Origin of the sequence: Prevotella rectalis, from assembly GCF_900607215.1 — a bacterium.
GTDB lineage: Bacteria > Bacteroidota > Bacteroidia > Bacteroidales > Bacteroidaceae > Prevotella > Prevotella brunnea.
In genome coordinates this window covers 170,437-189,064 of the sequence record NZ_LR027821.1, presented here as the reverse complement: position 1 = coordinate 189,064, position 18,628 = coordinate 170,437, and the positions used below count along the sequence as shown (strand labels likewise).

Sequence of the window (18,628 nt, the reverse complement as noted above, 5' to 3'; positions counted from 1 at the left end):
CGAAAAAAGGGAGCTTGTCATCACGACAAGACTCCCTACATAGAATTAATAATATGAATATGATTAAATATGTTCTTACAATCCGCGAGCTTTGAGCAGTCCGGCAGCATCGGGAGCTTTCAGCCCCGTGAAGTCGGAGAAGATTTGCAACAATTCGGTGGTATTGCCTTTGCTGAGCACCTTGTCGCGGAAGTCGTTACCCACTTTGCGTGTAAGTGCGCCATGAGTTGCGAAGTAGTCGGCAATGTTCACTGCCAATACCTCTGACCAAAGGTAGCTGTAATAGCCTGCTGCATAGCCACCACCCCATACGTGGTTGAAATAAGACGTGAAGTAGCGTGGTGGGATTTGTGTATCGAGCAGTCCGATGTCCGTAAGTGCTTTCTTTTCAAACTCGGCAGCTTTGTCGGCTGTCGGTATTTGTTCCGGTGTGAGCATGTGCCAAGCCATGTCTGCACAGGTTGCCGCAAGGTTCTCACCGAGTGCGTAAGCTGCTTGGAAGTTGATGGATTTCAGCATCTTCTCGCGCAGTTCGTCGGGCATGGGCTGATTGGTCTTATCGTGTTTCGCGTAGTGGTTGAACACTTCCGGGATGCTTGCAAACGATTCGTTGAATTGCGATGGCATTTCCACGAAGTCGCGTGCCACGGATGTTCCGCTGAGTGTGTTGTAATAGCAGTTGGAGAGCATTCCGTGAAGGGCGTGTCCGAATTCGTGGAACATGGTGGTTGCCTCGTCCCAAGTAACGAATGTAGGCTGTCCTTCCGGAGCTTTCGCGTAGTTGCACACATTATATATAACGGGTAGTTGTTGGCGTATTCCGCTCTGTTTGATGAATGGACTCATCCACGCTCCGCCTCGTTTTGTCGGGCGGCGGAAATAGTCAACGTAGAAGAGTGCGAGCGGTTTGCCGTTGGCATCGATCACATCGAACACTTTCATGTCGGGATGATAAGTAGGTATGTCCCTGCGTTCTTTGAAGGAGAGTCCGTACACACGGTTTGCAGCGTAGAACACGCCGTTGATGAGTACGCTGTCGATGTTGAAGTAAGGTTTCACTTCGTCGTCGGAGAAGTTGAACATTTCTTTTTTCATCTTCGCCGAGTAGTAGAAGCGGTCGTAGGGTTGCAAGTTGAAGTCGCGTCCCTGTGTTTTGCGTGCGTATTCCTCAATTGCCTTTGTTTCCGCGTCGGCTTTGGGTCGGTATTCCTTGATGAGCTGTTTGAGGAAGGCGTATGCGTTTTCCGGTGTTTTCGCCATTGATTTGTCGAGCGAGTAGGCTGCATAGTTTTTGAATCCCATGAGCTGTGCTTTCTCCGCGCGCAGTTTGGCAATCTGAACAATGATTGGGTAGGTGTTGTAGTTGCCCGTTCCGTCGGTGCGGTGGATGGAGGCGTTATAAACGCGTTCTCTCAACGTGCGGTTGTCGAGCGATGCGAGGATGGGTTGCTGTGTGGTATTGGTGATGACGATGCAGTAAGGAGCTTTTCCGCCACGGCTCTGCGCGTCTTTTTTGCACTGTGCCATGGCAGCCTCGCTAAGTCCTGCGAGTTCCTTCGCGTCATTCACCCATACGGTGGCTTCGGCAGCGGCCTTGGGCAGCATATTGCCAAATTCTTGTTCGAGTTTGGCAAGTTGCTTGTTGATTTCCTGCATGCGCGCCATTTTTTCTTTTGAGAGGAGCGCACCTGAACGTACGAATCCCTTGTAAACCACCTCGAGTAGTTTTTTGTCTTCTCCCTTGAGGTTGTTGTATTCATGGTCGTACACGTATTTCACGCGGTCAAAGAATTTTTTGTTGAAGTTGATCTCGTTGTCAAAGTCGGTAAGCATTGGGATTACTTCTTTCTCGGCTTCTTCTATCTCCGGTGTCTTGTTAGCTTCCGTAACACAGAAGAAGGTGTTGGAGACTCTTTCCAATAGTTGTCCGCTGTTCTCGTATGCCACGATGGTATTCTGGAAGGTCGGAGTTTCCTTGTTATCCACTATTTTCTTTATCTCGGCGCGTTGTTCTTCTATTCCCACTTTGATGGCGGGCAGATAGTCTGCATCTTTTATCTTGGCGAAGTCGGGTGCGCCAAAGGTCAGGTTGCTTTTTTGCAGGAGTGGATTATGGTACATCGATTCCCCTTTCTTGCATTTCTTACAGTTCATTCCTGATTTACAGTTTTTATTTTCTTTCTTGCATCCCTGTTTGCATTTGCAGGCTTTACTGTCTTTTGTGCATTTGCAGGTTTGTCCGCATTTACAGGTTTTCCCATCTTTGCAGACTTGTTTGTTTTTGCAGCATTTTTTTCCTTGCTCGCATTTGCAGGTTTGTCCGCATTTACAGGTTTGTCCGCATTTGCAGGTTTGTCCGCATTTACAGGTTTTCCCATTTTTGCAGACTTGTTTGTTTTTGCAGCATTTGTTTCCTTGCTCGCATTTGCAGTTTTGTCCGCATTTACAGGTTTTCCCATCTTTGCAGACTTGTTTGTTTTTGCAGCATTTGTTTCCTTGCTCGCATTTGCAGGTTTGTCCGCATTTACAATCTTTGCAGGGCTGTCCGGTTGCCGCGCTCATTGTCATGATGGCGCAGGAGAGGGCTGCCATGAGGATTGACCGTTTAAGATTTATTTTCATAACTTTATTATTAATGATTATTTTCTGATTTTGTTTTCTGTTTGGATGTGGCAAATTCACATTCTTCCCAAGTCGGATAACGACTTTGGATTTCATCAGCAAATATAAGCATTATATTCCAAACGCGCGCAAATTTCTTTGTTTTTTTTCATAAAAAAGCAAAAAAGCGGTAGATTGATGCTTACGATAAAAGTGGAACTTTTTCAGGCATATATGTTTGTTTATGATTCCCATTCTTAATTTTAGAATGGGGTTTGCATATATCCCCTTATCTCTTCGCCCACCATTGAGCTGTCTTTCAATTTATGCAAATCTTCGATATAACTTATCAAGTGGTCATGAAAGGTAAGCTTTTGCATCATAAAAGGTAAGCTTTTGCATTACAAAAGGTAAGCTTTTGGACGGCAAAAGGTAAGCTTTTGAAATGTGGATTGTAAACTGCTGATTATCAGAAACTTTCATTGGCATTGATTTTTCTTGCAAAAGCTATGCCTTTCAGCTCGTCGGGACGACTTTCCATGTTGCCGCGCGAGAGGGGGAAGATTTCCGAATGAGAATGGCATGAAAAAAAATATGTGCGGAGAGGGTAAAGTTTTCGGTGAAAAATGGTAAAAATCGTGGAAAAAGTGGTATCTTTGCAATTGTAACGTTATTTTTTTTACAAAGACATCAAAAACAAATCATGACAAATATATTTCAAGAAGCAATCGCAAATCGACGTTCTCACTACGCGCTGAAAAACGAGTCGCCCATCACCGATGAGGAAATCATCAACAGGGTACGATTCGCCGTAAAGCACATACCAGCGGCTTTCAACAGCCAGTCCACGCGTGTGGTCGTGTTGCTGCACGAGAAGCACCAACGGCTTTGGCAAATCACCAAGGACACGCTGCAAGCCATCGTACCGGCAGAGGCTTTTGGCAAGACGAAAGAGAAGATAGAGCGTAGTTTTCAAAGTGGATATGGCACTCTGCTCTTCTATGAAGACCAACGTCCCGTGAGAAAGCTCATGGAGCAGTTCCCCCTCTACGCCGACAACTTCCCCACATGGTCGGAACACACCAATGCCATGCACCAGTTCGCGCTGTGGACGATGCTCGCGGACGCCGGTTTCGGTGCGAGTCTGCAACATTATAATCCGCTCATCGACGAACGGGTGGCAAAGGAATTCAACATCCCCGCCGACTGGAAGATGATTGCGCAGATGCCTTTCGGGGTGGCTGCGGGACAGCCGGACGAGAAAACATTTCTGCCCATCGACGACCGCGTGCTCATCCCCTGACGGAAAGACGAGGCACGCTGCTGCCCCACTCAGACGAAACGACAAACCTCATAGCAAATCCGCCCAATGAAAAAAGCGATAAAATGGCTGCTTGCCATCGTGCTTGCCCCCATTCTGCTCTTTCTTATCCTCACATTCCTGCTTTACCTGCCACCGGTTCAGAATTGGGCAGTAAGACAGGCAACGGCACGCATTGCCGAGAAAACGGGCATGACAATAACGCTGGAACGCGTGAACCTGTCGTTCCCACTCGATTTGCAGCTCGACGGTCTGAAAATGTTGCAACCCAACGACTCCATTCGTGGCAAGACCGACACCGTGGCAGACGTGAAACAGCTCGTGGTGAAGGTGCAACTCATGCCACTCTTTAAGAACCGCGTGGAGGTGGACGAACTGACATTCAGACAACTGAAAGCCAATACCACACATTTCATCGGCGACCTGCGCGTCAGAGCCGATCTGCAACGACTGCATCTCGTCAGTCACGGCATCGACCTCAAAGGCGATTCCGCCAAACTCAATCTTGCCGAACTTCAAGGCGGATGGATTGACATTGCCTTGGGCGACACCGTGCCCCCCGATACCACAAAGGAGAAAACGCTATGGCGCATCAACATCGACCGACTCCGGTTGGCACAAACCGACTTCCGGTTGCACACGCCGGGCGATACGCTCAGTCTGCAAGCGGTTTTCGGAAAGGCGGAGGCAAGACAAACCGAACTCCTCCTGCACGACAATATATATAAGGTGGGATCGCTCGACTGGCACAAGGGGCAATTCTACATGAATCGCAACTTCGAACCACGACAAAAGGGCTTCGACGCGGCACACCTCGCCATGACGGAACTGAACCTCGGGATGGACTCGCTGGTCTATGCCGGAAAAGACATCAGCGCGAACATCAGGGCTGCCAACCTCAGAGAACAAAGCGGACTGACAATCACCAACCTCCGCACATCGCTCCGCATGGACTCGCTGAGCATGAGCCTCCCCAACCTCTTCCTGCAAATGCCCGGAACGGAACTCGCCGGCAACTTCCGCATGGAGATGAATGTCTTTGAGGAAACCAACCCGGGACGATTGTATGCCGACTTCAAGGGATTTCTCTCCGTGGCAGACATGATGCCCTTCCTCACCTCGCTCGACAAACATACCCTTCGCGCCCTGCCCTCCCAACCCATCACGCTGCGAACGCACATGCAGGGCAACCTGAAATACATTACGCTCAACCCACTACAAGTCAGTCTGCCGGACAGTTTCAGCCTCTTGGCAAAGGGATGGATAGCCCAACCCACCGACATGGCACGCCTGCGAGCCGACCTGAGAGTGGACATGAGGGCGGAACATCCCGACTTCATCAACCGACTGCTGCCGAAAAGCATCAGCCAAACGGTGCACATACCAAACGGAATCGCACTGAAAGGCGACATCCACATCAGAAAAAATCAATACAAAGCCGACCTCCGCCTGAGCGGAAAACAAGGTAAAGCACGACTGAAAGGCAGCTACAACACGGCAACGCAAGCCTACAACCTGCTTGCCGACGCGCAAAACCTGCAACTGGGACGCTTCCTGCCCCGACAAAACCTACAACCCTTCTCGGGAAAAATCGCCGCAAAGGGAAAAGGCACCGACCTGCTCGGCGGAAAAGCATCGGCAAACATCGCAGCAAACATCAGGAAATTCAGATATGGCAACTACATCCTCGACAACATCGCCGGGAAAATAAGGTTGGGCAACGGACTCACCGACGTGCACATCAAGAGCAACAACAGCATGCTCGCAGCCAACGTCAGATACACCGGAACAATCAACAAGAAAGGAGTGGCAGGACACATAAAAGGAATGTTCCGCCACATCGACCTGCATCGGCTCGGAGGAATGAAAGAACACTACGCCATTGCCACATGGACGGAAGCCGACGTGAAATCGAATCTCAAAAACCGACATTCGTTCAAAGGAATTTTAAGACACTTCGCCCTCGACAACGAGAACGGAAAAGTCCCCACACCACTGGTAAGGGGCAACTTCAACGTGGCGGCAACCATGCGGGGAACACTGCTCGACACCCATTTGAAAGGCAATCTGAAACACGCCGACTTACAAGGCTTGGGACTCATCGACAAACACTACATCGCAAAAACGGAGGCAGACCTCCACATCAGGTCGAATATGAAGAATTACCATCATTTGGACGGAAACATCGACCAACTGCAACTCGACGAAAGGCGAGGCAACAACCACATCGCACTGCTCAACGGCTCGTTCCGACTGGATGCAGACATGAGAGGAAACGACATAAAAGGCAGTCTGGACGGACAGTTCCCCCACGCCGACCTCTACCAACTGGGCGTCATCGACCAACCCTTCACCACCCACTTCAACACACGGCTCAACTTTGCCATGACCGGAACAGACGACCTCAGAGCCGAAGGAGCTTTCCACAATCTCGACGTGAGCACCAAAAACCGAACCTACAGCCCCGGCGACGTGGCGTTCGACCTGCTCAGCCAACGCGACAGCACACATGCCGAAGTGAAAGGCGGCGACTTCCTGTTGAATACCGACCTCAATGGAAGCTACAAACAACTTGCCAACATCGGCAAGAAATTCGCCAACGACCTGCAACGACAAATCGCCGGGAAATACATCGACCAGCATGCCCTGCGCCAACTGTTGCCCACCGGACACTTCACACTGAAATCGGGCACCGACAACTTCTTCAGCGGGTTGCTCGCCGAACAGGGCTATCGCTTCAAAACGGCAGACATACAACTCACCTCGTCGCCCGAAGAAGGACTCAACGGAAAGATGATGGTGGACGGAATGGAACACGACAGCTTGCGAGTGGACTCCCTTCTGCTGACACTCTACAACCACGACGACGGACTGAACTACCAATTGGAGATAGCCAACGCCCCGGACAACCATTATCCCTATCATGCCTGTCTGCAAGGCGCCTTCTACGAACACGGCATACTATCCACACTGTCCGTACTCGATGCACAACAAAAAACAGCCCTCGCACTCTCCATGCGCGCGGCAATGGCAGACAAAGGAATAAAACTAAACCTCACCTCACCCGATGCCGTGCTGGGCTATAAAGACTACATCGTAAACCCCGACAACTATTTCTACGTGGGACGCGACAAACGCATCTCCACCAACCTCAAACTGCTCGCAGGCGATGGAGCCGGACTACAGCTGATCACGGAAGACAACGACACCACCTCACTGCAAAACCTCACCCTCTCCGTGCATCGGTTCGAAGTAGGAGAACTGCTCGCCGTGCTCCCATTTGCACCAAAAATAACGGGTGTGCTCGATGGCGACTATCATGTGGTGCAAACCGCATCCGACCTCACCGTTTCGAGCAACATGACGGTGCAAAACATGATTTACGAAGACAACAAGATGGGCAACGTGGGCATGGAACTTGTTTACATACCGCTTAATGATGGCACACACTTCGTCAATGCCCTCATCTCGCAAAACAACCGGAGCATAGGCGAACTCTCGGGAAGCTACAAGAGCGAAGGCGAAGGCAGACTCGAAGCCAATCTGAACATGGACCGGTTCCCACTGAACTTCATCAACGGATTCGTCCCCGACCGCATCGTGGGACTGCAAGGTGATGGAGAGGGCGACCTTACAGTAGAAGGACCACTCAATCAACTGAAAGTCAATGGAGAACTATACCTCGATTCAGCACATCTCATCAGCCTCCCCTACGGCGTGGATATGCGATTCGCCGACGATCCCGTCTTGATAAAAGACAGCAGGATAGAGTTCGAAAACTTTGAAATGTTCGCCAACAACAACTCACCGCTCAACATATCGGGACATCTCGACTTCTCCGATTTCAATAACATGAACATGGACGTGCGAATGCGCGCCAACAACTTTGAAATCATCGACGCAAGAGAAAACCCACGCTCGGAAGTTTACGGCAAAGCCTTCGTCGATTTCAACGGAAGGATGCGCGGACCGGTAAACGACCTCGAACTGCTCGGACAACTTGAGGTCTTGAACGGAACCGACATGACCTACGTCATGCGCGATGCCACCCTGACCACCGACACGGAACTCAACGATCTCGTGCAGTTCACGAACCTCAACGACACCATCAGCGATGTGGTGCGCCGACCCGACCTCACCGGTTTCACCATGCGACTGGGACTGAACATCGATGAGCAAGCTCACATCGTATGCGCACTGAACCCCGACAAATCAAACTACATTGACCTCTTTGGCGGCGGCTCACTGCTGCTCAGCTACGACCCGACCAACAGCGTTCAGGTAAGAGGACGCTACACACTCAACGATGGCGTGATGAAATACTCACTGCCCATCATCCCCCTGCGCACATTCCACATACGAGAAGGCAGCTATATAGAATTTTCCGGCGACCCGATGCAACCCTTCCTAAGCATCATTGCCACCGAAGAGGTGAAAACCAACGTAACCGATGCCTCCGGACAGGGACGCGCCGTTGATTTCACCTGTGGCGTAAGGCTCACCAAGAGATTTCCACAACCCGGCGTGGAATTCATCATCGATGCACCCGAAGATCAGGAAATGCAGAACACACTCAACACCAAAAGTGCCGAAGAACGGTCGAAATTGGCAGTTACGATGCTCGCCTCCGGAATGTACTTCGACGGAACAATCAACAAGAACGCCGATGCCGCCATGAACAGTGCCCTCGCCGGATTCCTGCAAAGTCAGGTAAACGCCATCACGGGCAAAGCTCTCAGCTCCATGGGGCTCGACCTCACGGCAAACATGGAGAGCACTGCCGATGCAAACGGCAGCCTACACACCGATTACACCTTCAAATTCTCCAAACGATTGTGGGACAACCGCCTGCGCATCATCATGGGAGGCAGAGTATCTACAGGCTCACAGCTATCCGATCATAACGGCGCATTCTTCGACAACCTGTCGCTGGAATACCGCCTGAACCGCAAAGAAACGAAATATATCAAGCTCTATTACGAACGCGAGGCATACGACTGGCTCGAAGGTGAACAGAGCGAGTTCGGCGTGGGCTTCCTTTGGAGACGAAAGCTCAGCCATTTCAAGGACATCTTCCGCTTCAGGAAAAACAAAGAAGAACGGATTGCGCCCACACCCGACCAACCGAAACGCGACAGTTTAATCAATTTCACGCATGAGAAGAAATCATCCACATCCAACTCCCAACCATAGTGCCCGAAAGCTTGCCTCCCCTCGTCTCACCATCATCCTTGCCATGACGATGGGGCTTGTGGCATCGCTGCTTGCCGCATGCAGCAGCACACGAGCAATCCCCGATGGCGAACAACTCTACACGGGCATGAAACGAACCGAATACACCAACATGCAACCCGATGAGCACACACGAGCCGTTATGGAAGAATTGGACGTGGTACTTGCCACCAAACCCAACGCGGCACTCTTCGGAAGTCCGTCGATGCGCTCTCCGTTTCCCATCGGACTGTGGGTATGGAACGCTTTCTCGCCCGACACCTCAGCCTTCAGCCGTTGGGTGGTGCGCGCTTTCGGCTCAAAACCCGTCCTCATGAGCCATGTCAATCCGGAACTCCATGCCACCGTGGGAAGAAACCTGCTCTACAAACGTGGCTATTTCAACGGAAAAATCAACTACGAACTGTTGCCACAGACGAACCCCAAGACCATGAAGCTGCGCTACATCGTGAACATGGGTCCGCTATGGACCATCGACAGTCTGCGCTACGTGAACTTCCCCCCCGCCGCCGACAGTCTGTTGCGCACCGATAGTGCAAACGCCGTCATACACAACGGCGACCCTTTCGACGTGGCAACGCTCGAAAAGGAACGCCGCCGCGTTACAACGCTCTTCCGCGACAACGGATATTACTATTATCAGAACACCGATGCCAGTTATTTGGCCGACACCACGACCATCGCCGGGAAAGCCATCATGCACTTGCAGATGGCAGATTCCGTCAATGCGCGCAACATTCGCAAATGGCGCGTGAACAACATCACCATCAACCTGCGGAAAACATTCATGGAGGAACTCTCGCAACAACGCAAATCGCGACGTTTCACCGTGAACTACAACGGCAAACGCCCCCCACTGCGTACCCGCGTCATCGCCAACGACCTCTTTCTCAGAAGAGGCGGTCTCTACAGTCTGGAGAAACATCAGGAAAGCCAAGAGAAACTCAATGCCACCGGCATCTTCGCAGCCACCAATTTCAACTTCACCCCTCACGATTCCACCGACACTTGTGAGCTGCTCGACCTGAACATTGATTGTCTGTTTGACAAGCCCTACGATTTCTACGTCGAAACCTACGGCAGAGGCAAGACCAGCGGGAAGTATGGACCTGAAATCATTGTCGGACTGACCAAGCGCAACGCCTTTCGCGGTGCCGAGCTGCTCAACATCCGGTTGCATGGTGCTTACGAATGGCTATCCGTACGCAGCGACCAAACAGAGAAATCGGGCATCAGCGACTATGAATATGGCGCGGAAGCAAGTCTGCAATTCCCACGCGTGCTCAACCCATTCCAAACCCCTCCCCGACTGCGACGCGAGCGACGACGCAAGAAACGCGAAAAAGCCATCGCGCAAGGCGAGACACTCCCCGCACGAAAGCCTCGCCAACAGTATTTTGAAACGCCCATGACCACCATCAGCGCATCGACCAACGTCATCAAACGCTCCAAATATTTCAAACGCCACATCGTCTCCGGCGAACTTGCCTACAGCTGGCGACCCAACGAGCGGCACGCCTTTGTCTTCAAGCCTCTCACACTCTCCTACGAATACATGAAGAGCATGAGCGACCGGTTCTTGGAACTCATCGACAGCATGCCCTATCTTGAAGTGTCGATGGCAGACCAGTTCATTCCCAAGACAAGTTTCCAATACACTTATCAAAGTCCGGCAAACCATCAAAATCCCATCAACTGGACCACCACCGTAAGCGAAGCGTCGAACGTGCTCGCCGGTGGTTACGCTGTCTTCGGCAGGTCATGGAGCGAAAAGGGAAAACAGATGTTCAAAAATCCCTTCGCACAGTTCGTCAAACTGCAAACCGCCTTTACCAAAGTGTGGGCAGTGGGTTCCAAAAGCTCCGTGGCGGCACACATCAACGCCGGCATGATATGGGCTTACGGCAACAGCCGGTTCGCACCCTATTCGGAACAATTCTTCGTGGGAGGGGCAAACAGCATACGGGCATTCAACGCTCGAGAGATAGGTCCGGGCAAATATCGCTCCGGATACCGACTGCGCTCCTTCGTGGAACAAACCGGTGAGATAAAGTTGCAGGCAAACGTGGAATACCGTCCCCACCTCGTGGGCAATCTCTACGGAGCCTTGTTCCTCGACGCGGGCAACGTTTGGACAATGCGTGAGGACGACAGGCGACCCGGTTCACAGTTCCGCTTCAACGACTTCTATCGGCAGATTGCGCTCGGCACGGGAGTGGGCATCCGCTACAACCTCGGATTCTTCATGATACGCGTGGATTGGGGCATCGGGTTGCACGTACCTTACGACACGGAGCGAACCGGATTCTACAACATCGACCGGTTCAAGGACGCACAAACCTTACATTTCGCCATCGGATTGCCGTTCTGACCACTTTCCCTTTCTGCAGCGGACAGCCGCGAGACAAGGATAATGCCGACTTACTCCGCGAAAAGGAAGACAGAAAAAATGAAGAAATAGGAAGCAACGAACCACCGTTTTTTAACAAGAAAATTGTATCTTTGCAGCAATTACCAACCGTTCCTCGCGGACACAACCCCAAAAACAACAACAAACGAAATGAAAAAGCTATCCATCCTCCTGCCACTGCTCATCATCGCGCTCACCCTTGAGGCGCAAGTGGCGAGACCCAAACTCATCGTCGGACTCGTCGTTGATCAAATGCGCTGGGACTATCTCTATCTTTACAACGAAGAATATGCCCCGAACGGCTTGAAACGTCTGCTCAACGACGGATTCTCATTCGAGAACACCCACATCAACTACGCACCCACCGTAACCGCCGTAGGTCATACATCGGCCTTCACCGGCTCGATACCTGCCATCCACGGCATTGCCGGCAACTACTTCGCCGACAACGACAAGTTCGTTTATTGCTGCGACGATGCCGAGGCACAAACCGTAGGCTCAACAAGCAAAGAGGGAAAGATGAGCCCGCGACGAATGCTCACCACCACCATCGGCGACCAACTCAAACTTGCCACCGACTTCCGGTCGAAAGTCATCGGCATTGCACTGAAAGACCGAGCTGCCATACTCCCCGCCGGACATTCCGCCGATGCAGCCTATTGGTGGGACACATCGGCAGGACACTTCATCTCCTCCACCTATTACATGAAGGAACTGCCCCAATGGGTGAAAGACTTTAATCGGATACACCACACCGCACCGAAGTTCAACATCAAAACCTCGAACACGGGCGTTACCATGACCTTCCAAATGGCTGAAGCCGCACTCTTCAACGAAAAACTCGGACAAGGCAACACCACCGACATGCTCACCGTCAGCATCTCCTCCACCGATGCCATCGGACACAAATACGGCACGCGGGGAAAGGAAAACCACGACGTCTTCATGCAGCTCGACAAAGACTTGGCACACTTCCTCAATGCACTCGACCAACAAGTGGGACGCGGCAACTACCTACTCTTCCTCACCGCCGACCACGGAGCTGCACACAACTACAACTATCTCAAAAAGAACAACATACCGGCAGGCGCATTCGACTACGACAAAGCCGTGAAACAGCTCAACGCCCACTTGGAAAAAACCATCGGCATAGCCCCCGTCTTCGGCGAAGACAACTACCAGTTCTTCCTCAACGACTCCATCATAACAAAGAGCGGCATCGCGAAACAAAAGGTCATCGACGAAGCCATCGCCTACCTGAAGCAAGACCCACAATACCTCTACGTCTTCGATGAGGAGAAAATCTCCGAACAAACCATGCCACAATGGTTCAGACAGAGAATGGAAAACGGATACTTCCGCAACCGCTCCGGCGAAATCGGCATCATCACCCGACCACAATTCTTCGAAGCCAAAGACAGCCCCGACTACAAAGGCACATCGCACGGACAACCCTACCCCTACGACACTCATCTGCCGTGGCTCCTCTACGGATGGAACATCCCCCGGGGCGCATCCTCACAAGAAGCCACCATCAACGACATCGCTGCCACCATTTGCGGAATGTTGAAAATTCAGATGCCCAACGGCTGCATAGGACGTAACTTACTGAAATAAAAACATCATGCACATTGCCATAGCCGGAAACATAGGGAGCGGAAAAACCACGCTCACGCGATTGCTCGCCAAACGCTACGGATGGAAACCAAAATACGAGTCGGTGGAGTTCAACCCCTATCTCAACGATTACTACAAGGACATCAAGCGATGGTCGTTCCCCATGGAGGTGTTCTTCCTGAAAGAAAGATTCAAGGACCTGCTCGAAATCAGCACCGGCACCGACGACATCATACAAGACCGCTCCATCTATGAGGGAGTCTATGTCTTCACAGCCAACAACTTCGCCATGGGCAACCTCGACAAACGCGACTACGAAACCTACATGGAACTCTTCGAAGACATGACCGATGTCGTGCGCTATCCCGACCTCATGATTTACCTGCGCGCATCGGTGAGCCACCTCGTGGAAAACATCGAGAAACGCGGACGCGACTACGAGCAGAAAATACCACTCGACTATCTAGAGAACATCAACCAACGCTACGAGGACTTCATCGCCAAGAGATACAAAGGACGCGTGCTCACCATCAACGTAGATCACCTCGACTACGAGAGCCAACCCAAAGACCTCGGAGTCATCACCGACAAAATCGACCGGGAACTCTTCGGACTATTCTGACACCCACTCCAAACAAACAAAACAAAACAAAACAAAATCATGCACATAGCAATTGCCGGAAACATCGGCGCGGGAAAAACCACACTCACCACACTCCTCGCAAAAAGATACGGATGGAAAGCCCACTACGAACCCGTGGACAACAACCCCTATCTCGCCGATTACTACAAGGATATGAACAGATGGGCGTTCAACCTGCAAATCTATTTCCTCAACAAACGATTCCGCGACGTAGTGGAAATATCCCGATCGGACAACACCATCATACAGGACAGAACCATCTTCGAGGACGCACGCATCTTCGCACCCAACCTGCACGACATGGGACTCATGAGCGACCGCGACTTCGATAACTACACCCACCTCTTCAACCTCATGCTCAGTCTCGTCAAACTCCCCGACCTGCTCATCTACATACGCAGCAGCGTCCCCCACCTCATCGAACACATACAAATGAGAGGAAGGGAATACGAACAAACCATGCGCATCGACTACCTCAGAGGACTCAACGAACGCTACGAGGACTGGATTAAAACCTACGACGGACACCTCATGATTGTGGAGGGAGACGAACTGAACTTCGCCGAAAACCCACAAGACTTCCAAAAAGTTACAGACATGATAGACGACCGACTCTTCGGACTCTTCCCAATAAAATAATTATAACAGAATATGGAAAAAACAAAAACACTCATCATCGGCAGCGGACCGGCCGGCTACACAGCCGCAATATACGCAAGCAGGGCAAACCTGCAACCGGTCATCTACAAAGGCATACAACCCGGAGGACAACTCACCACAACAACCATCGTGGAAAACTTCCCCGGATTCAAAAACGGCATCGATGCCAACGAACTCATGGCAGAAATGCAACAACAAGCCCAAAACGTGGGAGCAGACGTGCGCGACGGAGCCATCGTGAAGGCAGACCTCTCGCACCGACCCTTCATCTGCGAGGACGAACGAGGAAACATCATACAGGCGGAAACACTCATCATCGCCACAGGTGCCGGAGCGAAATATCTCGGACTGCCCGATGAAGAAAAATACCGCGGACAGGGCGTCAGCGCATGTGCCACCTGCGACGGATTCTTCTATCGCAAACGCATCGTGGCAGTAGTGGGAGGAGGAGACACCGCATGCGAAGAAGCAATGTATCTCGCAGGACTCGCCAAGAAAGTGTACATGATTGTCAGAAAACCTTACCTGCGCGCGACAGAAATCATGCAGAAACGAGTCAAGGAAAAAGACAACATCGAAATCCTCTTCAACACCAACACCATCGGACTCTTCGGAGAACGGGGAGTGGAGGGCGCACATCTCGTCAGACACAAAGGAGAACCCAACGAAGAAAAATACGACATCGACATAGACGGCTTCTTCCTCGCCATCGGACACCGACCCAACACCGAACTCTTCAAAAACCAATTGGAACTCGACCCACAAGGATTCATCCTCACCAAACCAAAATCAACCGCAACAAACGTCGAAGGAGTCTTCGCGGCAGGCGACGTGGCAGACCCCACCTACCGACAAGGAGTGGTGGCGGCCGGAGCGGGAGCAATGGCTGCCATAGAAGCAGACCGATTCCTGCAAGACAAAGGAGAAAAATAAAATAAAAACAATATATGTTTATATAAAAATATATTCATACACGCACACTTCAAGAAACGAAAGAAACAGGCACAAGTAAAGATTTTTCAGCCACTCCACAGCCATGGCTAAGCTTTCGCACGCCAAAAGCTTAGCTTTTGACAACCAAAAGCTAAGCAAATGCAACGCAAAACGACAGCAATTGCAAGACGAGTGGCAAAGCCCTGTTTCACAGACAGTTGGAAGACGAGAAAGAAACCTGATGGATGTAAAGATATTTCCACCTGCTCACCACTCGCCCCCACTGCCAAAAACCACCCGGACAACACAAAGTGGCACAACAGAACGCTGCCACCGGACGCCCCCACACCAACACCTGCGACAAGGAGCCCCGGTTCGGCATCCACTTCAATACAACATGAGTTACGACAAACTGACGGAACGCGAGTCGCTCTACACGAATTTGGAACACAAGACAACGCGCGAACTACTCACCGAAATCAACCACGAAGACCAAAAAGTGGCAATCGCGGTCGAAGCAATGATTCCACAGATGGAAAAAGTGGTGGAACACATTGCCCGACAAGTACCACACGGGGGCAGAGTGTTCTACATCGGAGCCGGAACAAGCGGCAGGTTAGGTGCACTCGATGCCTCCGAAATACCCCCCACCTACGGCATGCCCGAAAACATCTTCAACGCCATCATCGCCGGAGGCGACAAGGCTTTGCGCCATGCCGTGGAACACGCCGAGGACAACCCAAACATGGGGTGGCACGAACTCCTGGCAGCACACGCCAACCCCACCGACACCATCATCGGCATCACAGCTTCGGGAAGCACACCCTTCGTGGTGGGAGCACTGCACAAGGCACGCGAGAAAGGCATCTTCACCGCCTGCATCACCTCCGTGCCCCACTCCCCCATCGTGAACGAAGCACAGGTGAGCATCGTGCTCGATGTGGGTCCGGAATACGTTACGGGCAGCACGCGCATGAAGTCGGGAACCGCCCAAAAAATGGTGCTCAACATGATTAGCACCACTGCCATGATACGACTCGGACGCGTCGATGGCAACAAGATGGTGCACCTCATGCTCTCCAACGAGAAACTCATCGATCGCGGCACACGCATCGTTGCCCGCTCCCTCCACATCGACTACGACACCGCACGCCAACTGCTGCTCGGAAAAGGCTCCGTGGCAGCCGCCTTGAAACAGAAATAACGCTTCCAAACTGCAATGACATTCAATGCCAACAGACCTCCGCAAATCCAACTCTTACAAAGAAAAGAGATTGAAACAATGAAATCTTTGCTTAACACAAAGGAAGAAAAAAACGACAGAGAAATGATGTGCCCGAGCTTGTGAATGACAAGTCCGGGCATTTTTCGCTCCGTTTCATTCTCGTTCCACCGAACACTTTGAAACGAGAAGAACAAGAAAAAGCACGAAGAATAGGAGATTATCGAGAAAAAAACGTAATTTTGTATCGCCGAGATTTCAAAAATCATCGAGCGAACAATCGATTACGGACAGCAAGAAAGACCGTCCGATAAACAGAAAAAATATGGAAACAAATCAGAAAATCGTTGTGATGAATGCCGGGAAAATGAACTTCGACGGCACCATGGACTTCCAAACGCTTTCTGCCGACACCATTGTCCATGCCGACACGAAACCGGAAGAGTTTATTGAAAAAATCAAAGGCGCACGAGCCATCGTTACGAAGGAACTCCCCGTACCGGCAACACTCATCGAACAGTTCCCCGACAGCGTGGAACTCATCGTGGAAGCAGGCACGGGATATAACAACATCGACATCGAAGCCGCAAGAAAACGCCACATCACCGTATGCAACATACCCGCTTACAGCTCGGAACGCGTGGCACACACCGCCGTAATGATGCTGCTCGCCTTGTCATCGTCAATGCAAAGGCAAATCGGCATGTTGGCAAAAAACGACAGAAGCAACTTCACCGAACATCTGAAAGTACCCCACACGGAAGTGAATGGCAAGACGCTGGGCGTGGTCGGTGCGGGAAACATCGGCAGCGAAGTGGTGAAGATAGGCCTGGCATTAGGCATGAAAGTACTGATTTACAAACGTCATAAAGGAATTGATATCGAGAATGTTAAGTATGTCTCGTTAGAGCAGCTGTTAAAACAATCCGACTACTTGTCGCTGCATTGTCCGCTGACCCCCGAAACACACCACATCATCGACAAGAACGCCATTGCCCTGATGAAACCAACCGCTTTTCTCATCAACACCGCACGCGGCGCACTCATCGACGAACCGGCACTCATCGAGGCACTGAGCACCGGAAAGATAGCCGGAGCCGGACTGGACGTGCAAGAACAAGAACCGCCCGTTGCCGACAATCCGCTCTACAAGCTCGATAATGTCATCCTCACGCCACATATCGGGTGGAAAGGGTATGAGACACGACAAAGGTTGCTCGGCATCATCCGGGACAACATACAAGGCTTCTTCAACGGAAAGCCCATCAACGTGGTATCGGCATGAAGCAACCGCTCACGACAGAAACAACAAATGCCATGCAACCAACAAACAACACGACGGGAATAAAACTCATTATCTTTGATTTCGATGGCACATTAGGCGACTCGCGCAAGCTCATCACCGACACGATGCTCCTCACCCTCAGGCAAATGGGACTGGAGGAACGAACAAGGGAGGAGTGTGCGCGCACCATCGGACTGCCGCTGGAGAAGTGTTTCTCCACCCTCATGCCCATGAGCAACGAACAGGCGCGGCAATGCGCCGAGGTGTATGGAGGGATTTTCCATGAGAAGAACGTCCCCGGAGCAGTGAAACCCTTCCCGGGGGTGGTGGAAACGGTGAGGTTGCTCCAACGAAAAGGAATGGAAATGGCTATTGCCAGCAGCAGGCGACACCGCTCTCTGCAACAGTTTGTTATGGACATGAAGTTGGAGGATTGCTTTAGCTGCCTCATAGGTGCCGACGACGTAACCCGGGCGAAACCCGATGCGGAGCCGGTAACCACCCTTCTTGCGCATTTCGGAAGGTCTGCCAACGAAACATTGGTGGTGGGCGATACGGATTATGACATTCTCATGGGGCGCAACGCCGGTGTGCGAACCTGTGGGGTAACTTATGGCAACGGAACCGCGACAGAACTGACCGAAGCCGGGGCAGACTTCCTCATTCATTCCATGAGCGAATTGCTGCTTCATGTTTAGTGTCAG

Annotated in this window: 12 protein-coding genes; 10 read left to right on the top strand and 2 right to left on the bottom strand. The window is 51.5% G+C overall.

Annotation, left to right across the window (positions count from 1 at the left end):
- Nucleotides 1-75: 75 nt before the first annotated feature.
- Together E0E16_RS08000 and E0E16_RS07995 are read right to left on the bottom strand one after the other, a co-directional pair.
- Nucleotides 76-2,154, bottom strand: a complete 2,079-nt coding sequence (locus E0E16_RS08000; protein WP_130829884.1) for a M3 family metallopeptidase — start codon at nt 2,152-2,154, stop codon at nt 76-78.
- Nucleotides 2,151-2,459: a hypothetical protein gene (locus E0E16_RS07995; RefSeq protein ID WP_130829883.1), complete on the bottom strand. Its 309-nt coding sequence runs from the start codon at nt 2,457-2,459 to the stop codon at nt 2,151-2,153. Before E0E16_RS07995 ends, E0E16_RS08000 begins: the two co-directional genes overlap by 4 nt.
- A gap of 845 nt (nt 2,460-3,304) precedes the next feature.
- Here E0E16_RS07995 and E0E16_RS07990 point away from each other — a divergent pair.
- The 10 genes from E0E16_RS07990 (at nt 3,305) to E0E16_RS07945 (ending at nt 18,622) form a co-directional block, all read left to right on the top strand.
- Nucleotides 3,305-3,904 carry a nitroreductase family protein gene (locus E0E16_RS07990; RefSeq protein ID WP_130829882.1) on the top strand — a complete coding sequence of 200 codons (600 nt, stop codon included), beginning with the start codon at nt 3,305-3,307 and terminating at the stop codon, nt 3,902-3,904.
- A 66-nt stretch (nt 3,905-3,970) separates the two neighbouring features.
- Complete coding sequence (locus E0E16_RS07985; RefSeq protein WP_130829881.1) at nt 3,971-9,115, top strand: translocation/assembly module TamB domain-containing protein; 5,145 nt, start codon at nt 3,971-3,973, stop codon at nt 9,113-9,115.
- Entirely contained in the window at nt 9,078-11,525 is a 2,448-nt protein-coding gene (tamL, locus tag E0E16_RS07980) for a translocation and assembly module lipoprotein TamL (protein WP_130829880.1), read from the top strand. The genes E0E16_RS07985 and tamL overlap by 38 nt, the downstream gene beginning before the upstream one ends.
- Before the next feature lie 189 nt (nt 11,526-11,714).
- A complete protein-coding gene (locus tag E0E16_RS07975) occupies nt 11,715-13,181 on the top strand; it encodes an alkaline phosphatase family protein (RefSeq protein WP_130829879.1) in 1,467 nt (488 codons plus the stop codon).
- A 7-nt stretch (nt 13,182-13,188) separates the two neighbouring features.
- Complete coding sequence (locus E0E16_RS07970) at nt 13,189-13,803, top strand: deoxynucleoside kinase (RefSeq protein WP_130829878.1); 615 nt, start codon at nt 13,189-13,191, stop codon at nt 13,801-13,803.
- Between the two features lie 39 nt (nt 13,804-13,842).
- On the top strand, nt 13,843-14,463 hold the full coding sequence (locus E0E16_RS07965; protein WP_130829877.1) for a deoxynucleoside kinase: 621 nt from the start codon (nt 13,843-13,845) through the stop codon (nt 14,461-14,463).
- A gap of 12 nt (nt 14,464-14,475) precedes the next feature.
- Entirely contained in the window at nt 14,476-15,417 is a 942-nt protein-coding gene (gene trxB / locus E0E16_RS07960) for a thioredoxin-disulfide reductase (protein ID WP_130829876.1), read from the top strand.
- A 397-nt stretch (nt 15,418-15,814) separates the two neighbouring features.
- Nucleotides 15,815-16,621: an N-acetylmuramic acid 6-phosphate etherase gene (locus tag E0E16_RS07955; protein WP_130829959.1), complete on the top strand. Its 807-nt coding sequence runs from the start codon at nt 15,815-15,817 to the stop codon at nt 16,619-16,621.
- 343 nt (nt 16,622-16,964) lie between these two features.
- A complete protein-coding gene (locus tag E0E16_RS07950) occupies nt 16,965-17,924 on the top strand; it encodes a 2-hydroxyacid dehydrogenase (RefSeq protein ID WP_130829875.1) in 960 nt (319 codons plus the stop codon).
- Nucleotides 17,921-18,622: an HAD family hydrolase gene (locus E0E16_RS07945; protein ID WP_255418149.1), complete on the top strand. Its 702-nt coding sequence runs from the start codon at nt 17,921-17,923 to the stop codon at nt 18,620-18,622. The genes E0E16_RS07950 and E0E16_RS07945 overlap by 4 nt, the downstream gene beginning before the upstream one ends.
- The last annotated feature ends 6 nt before the right edge of the window (nt 18,623-18,628 follow it).

Excerpts from the sequence above, each read along its gene's own strand:
- E0E16_RS08000 (WP_130829884.1), bottom strand. The coding sequence starts at position 2,154 with ATGAACTGTAAGAAATGCAAGAAAGGGGAATCGATGTACCATAATCCA.
- E0E16_RS07995 (WP_130829883.1), bottom strand. The coding sequence starts at position 2,459 with ATGGGAAAACCTGTAAATGCGGACAAAACTGCAAATGCGAGCAAGGAA.
- E0E16_RS07990 (WP_130829882.1), top strand. The coding sequence starts at position 3,305 with ATGACAAATATATTTCAAGAAGCAATCGCAAATCGACGTTCTCACTAC.
- E0E16_RS07985 (WP_130829881.1), top strand. The coding sequence starts at position 3,971 with ATGAAAAAAGCGATAAAATGGCTGCTTGCCATCGTGCTTGCCCCCATT.
- tamL (WP_130829880.1), top strand. The coding sequence starts at position 9,078 with ATGAGAAGAAATCATCCACATCCAACTCCCAACCATAGTGCCCGAAAG.
- E0E16_RS07975 (WP_130829879.1), top strand. The coding sequence starts at position 11,715 with ATGAAAAAGCTATCCATCCTCCTGCCACTGCTCATCATCGCGCTCACC.
- E0E16_RS07970 (WP_130829878.1), top strand. The coding sequence starts at position 13,189 with ATGCACATTGCCATAGCCGGAAACATAGGGAGCGGAAAAACCACGCTC.
- E0E16_RS07965 (WP_130829877.1), top strand. The coding sequence starts at position 13,843 with ATGCACATAGCAATTGCCGGAAACATCGGCGCGGGAAAAACCACACTC.
- trxB (WP_130829876.1), top strand. The coding sequence starts at position 14,476 with ATGGAAAAAACAAAAACACTCATCATCGGCAGCGGACCGGCCGGCTAC.
- E0E16_RS07955 (WP_130829959.1), top strand. The coding sequence starts at position 15,815 with ATGAGTTACGACAAACTGACGGAACGCGAGTCGCTCTACACGAATTTG.
- E0E16_RS07950 (WP_130829875.1), top strand. The coding sequence starts at position 16,965 with ATGGAAACAAATCAGAAAATCGTTGTGATGAATGCCGGGAAAATGAAC.
- E0E16_RS07945 (WP_255418149.1), top strand. The coding sequence starts at position 17,921 with ATGAAGCAACCGCTCACGACAGAAACAACAAATGCCATGCAACCAACA.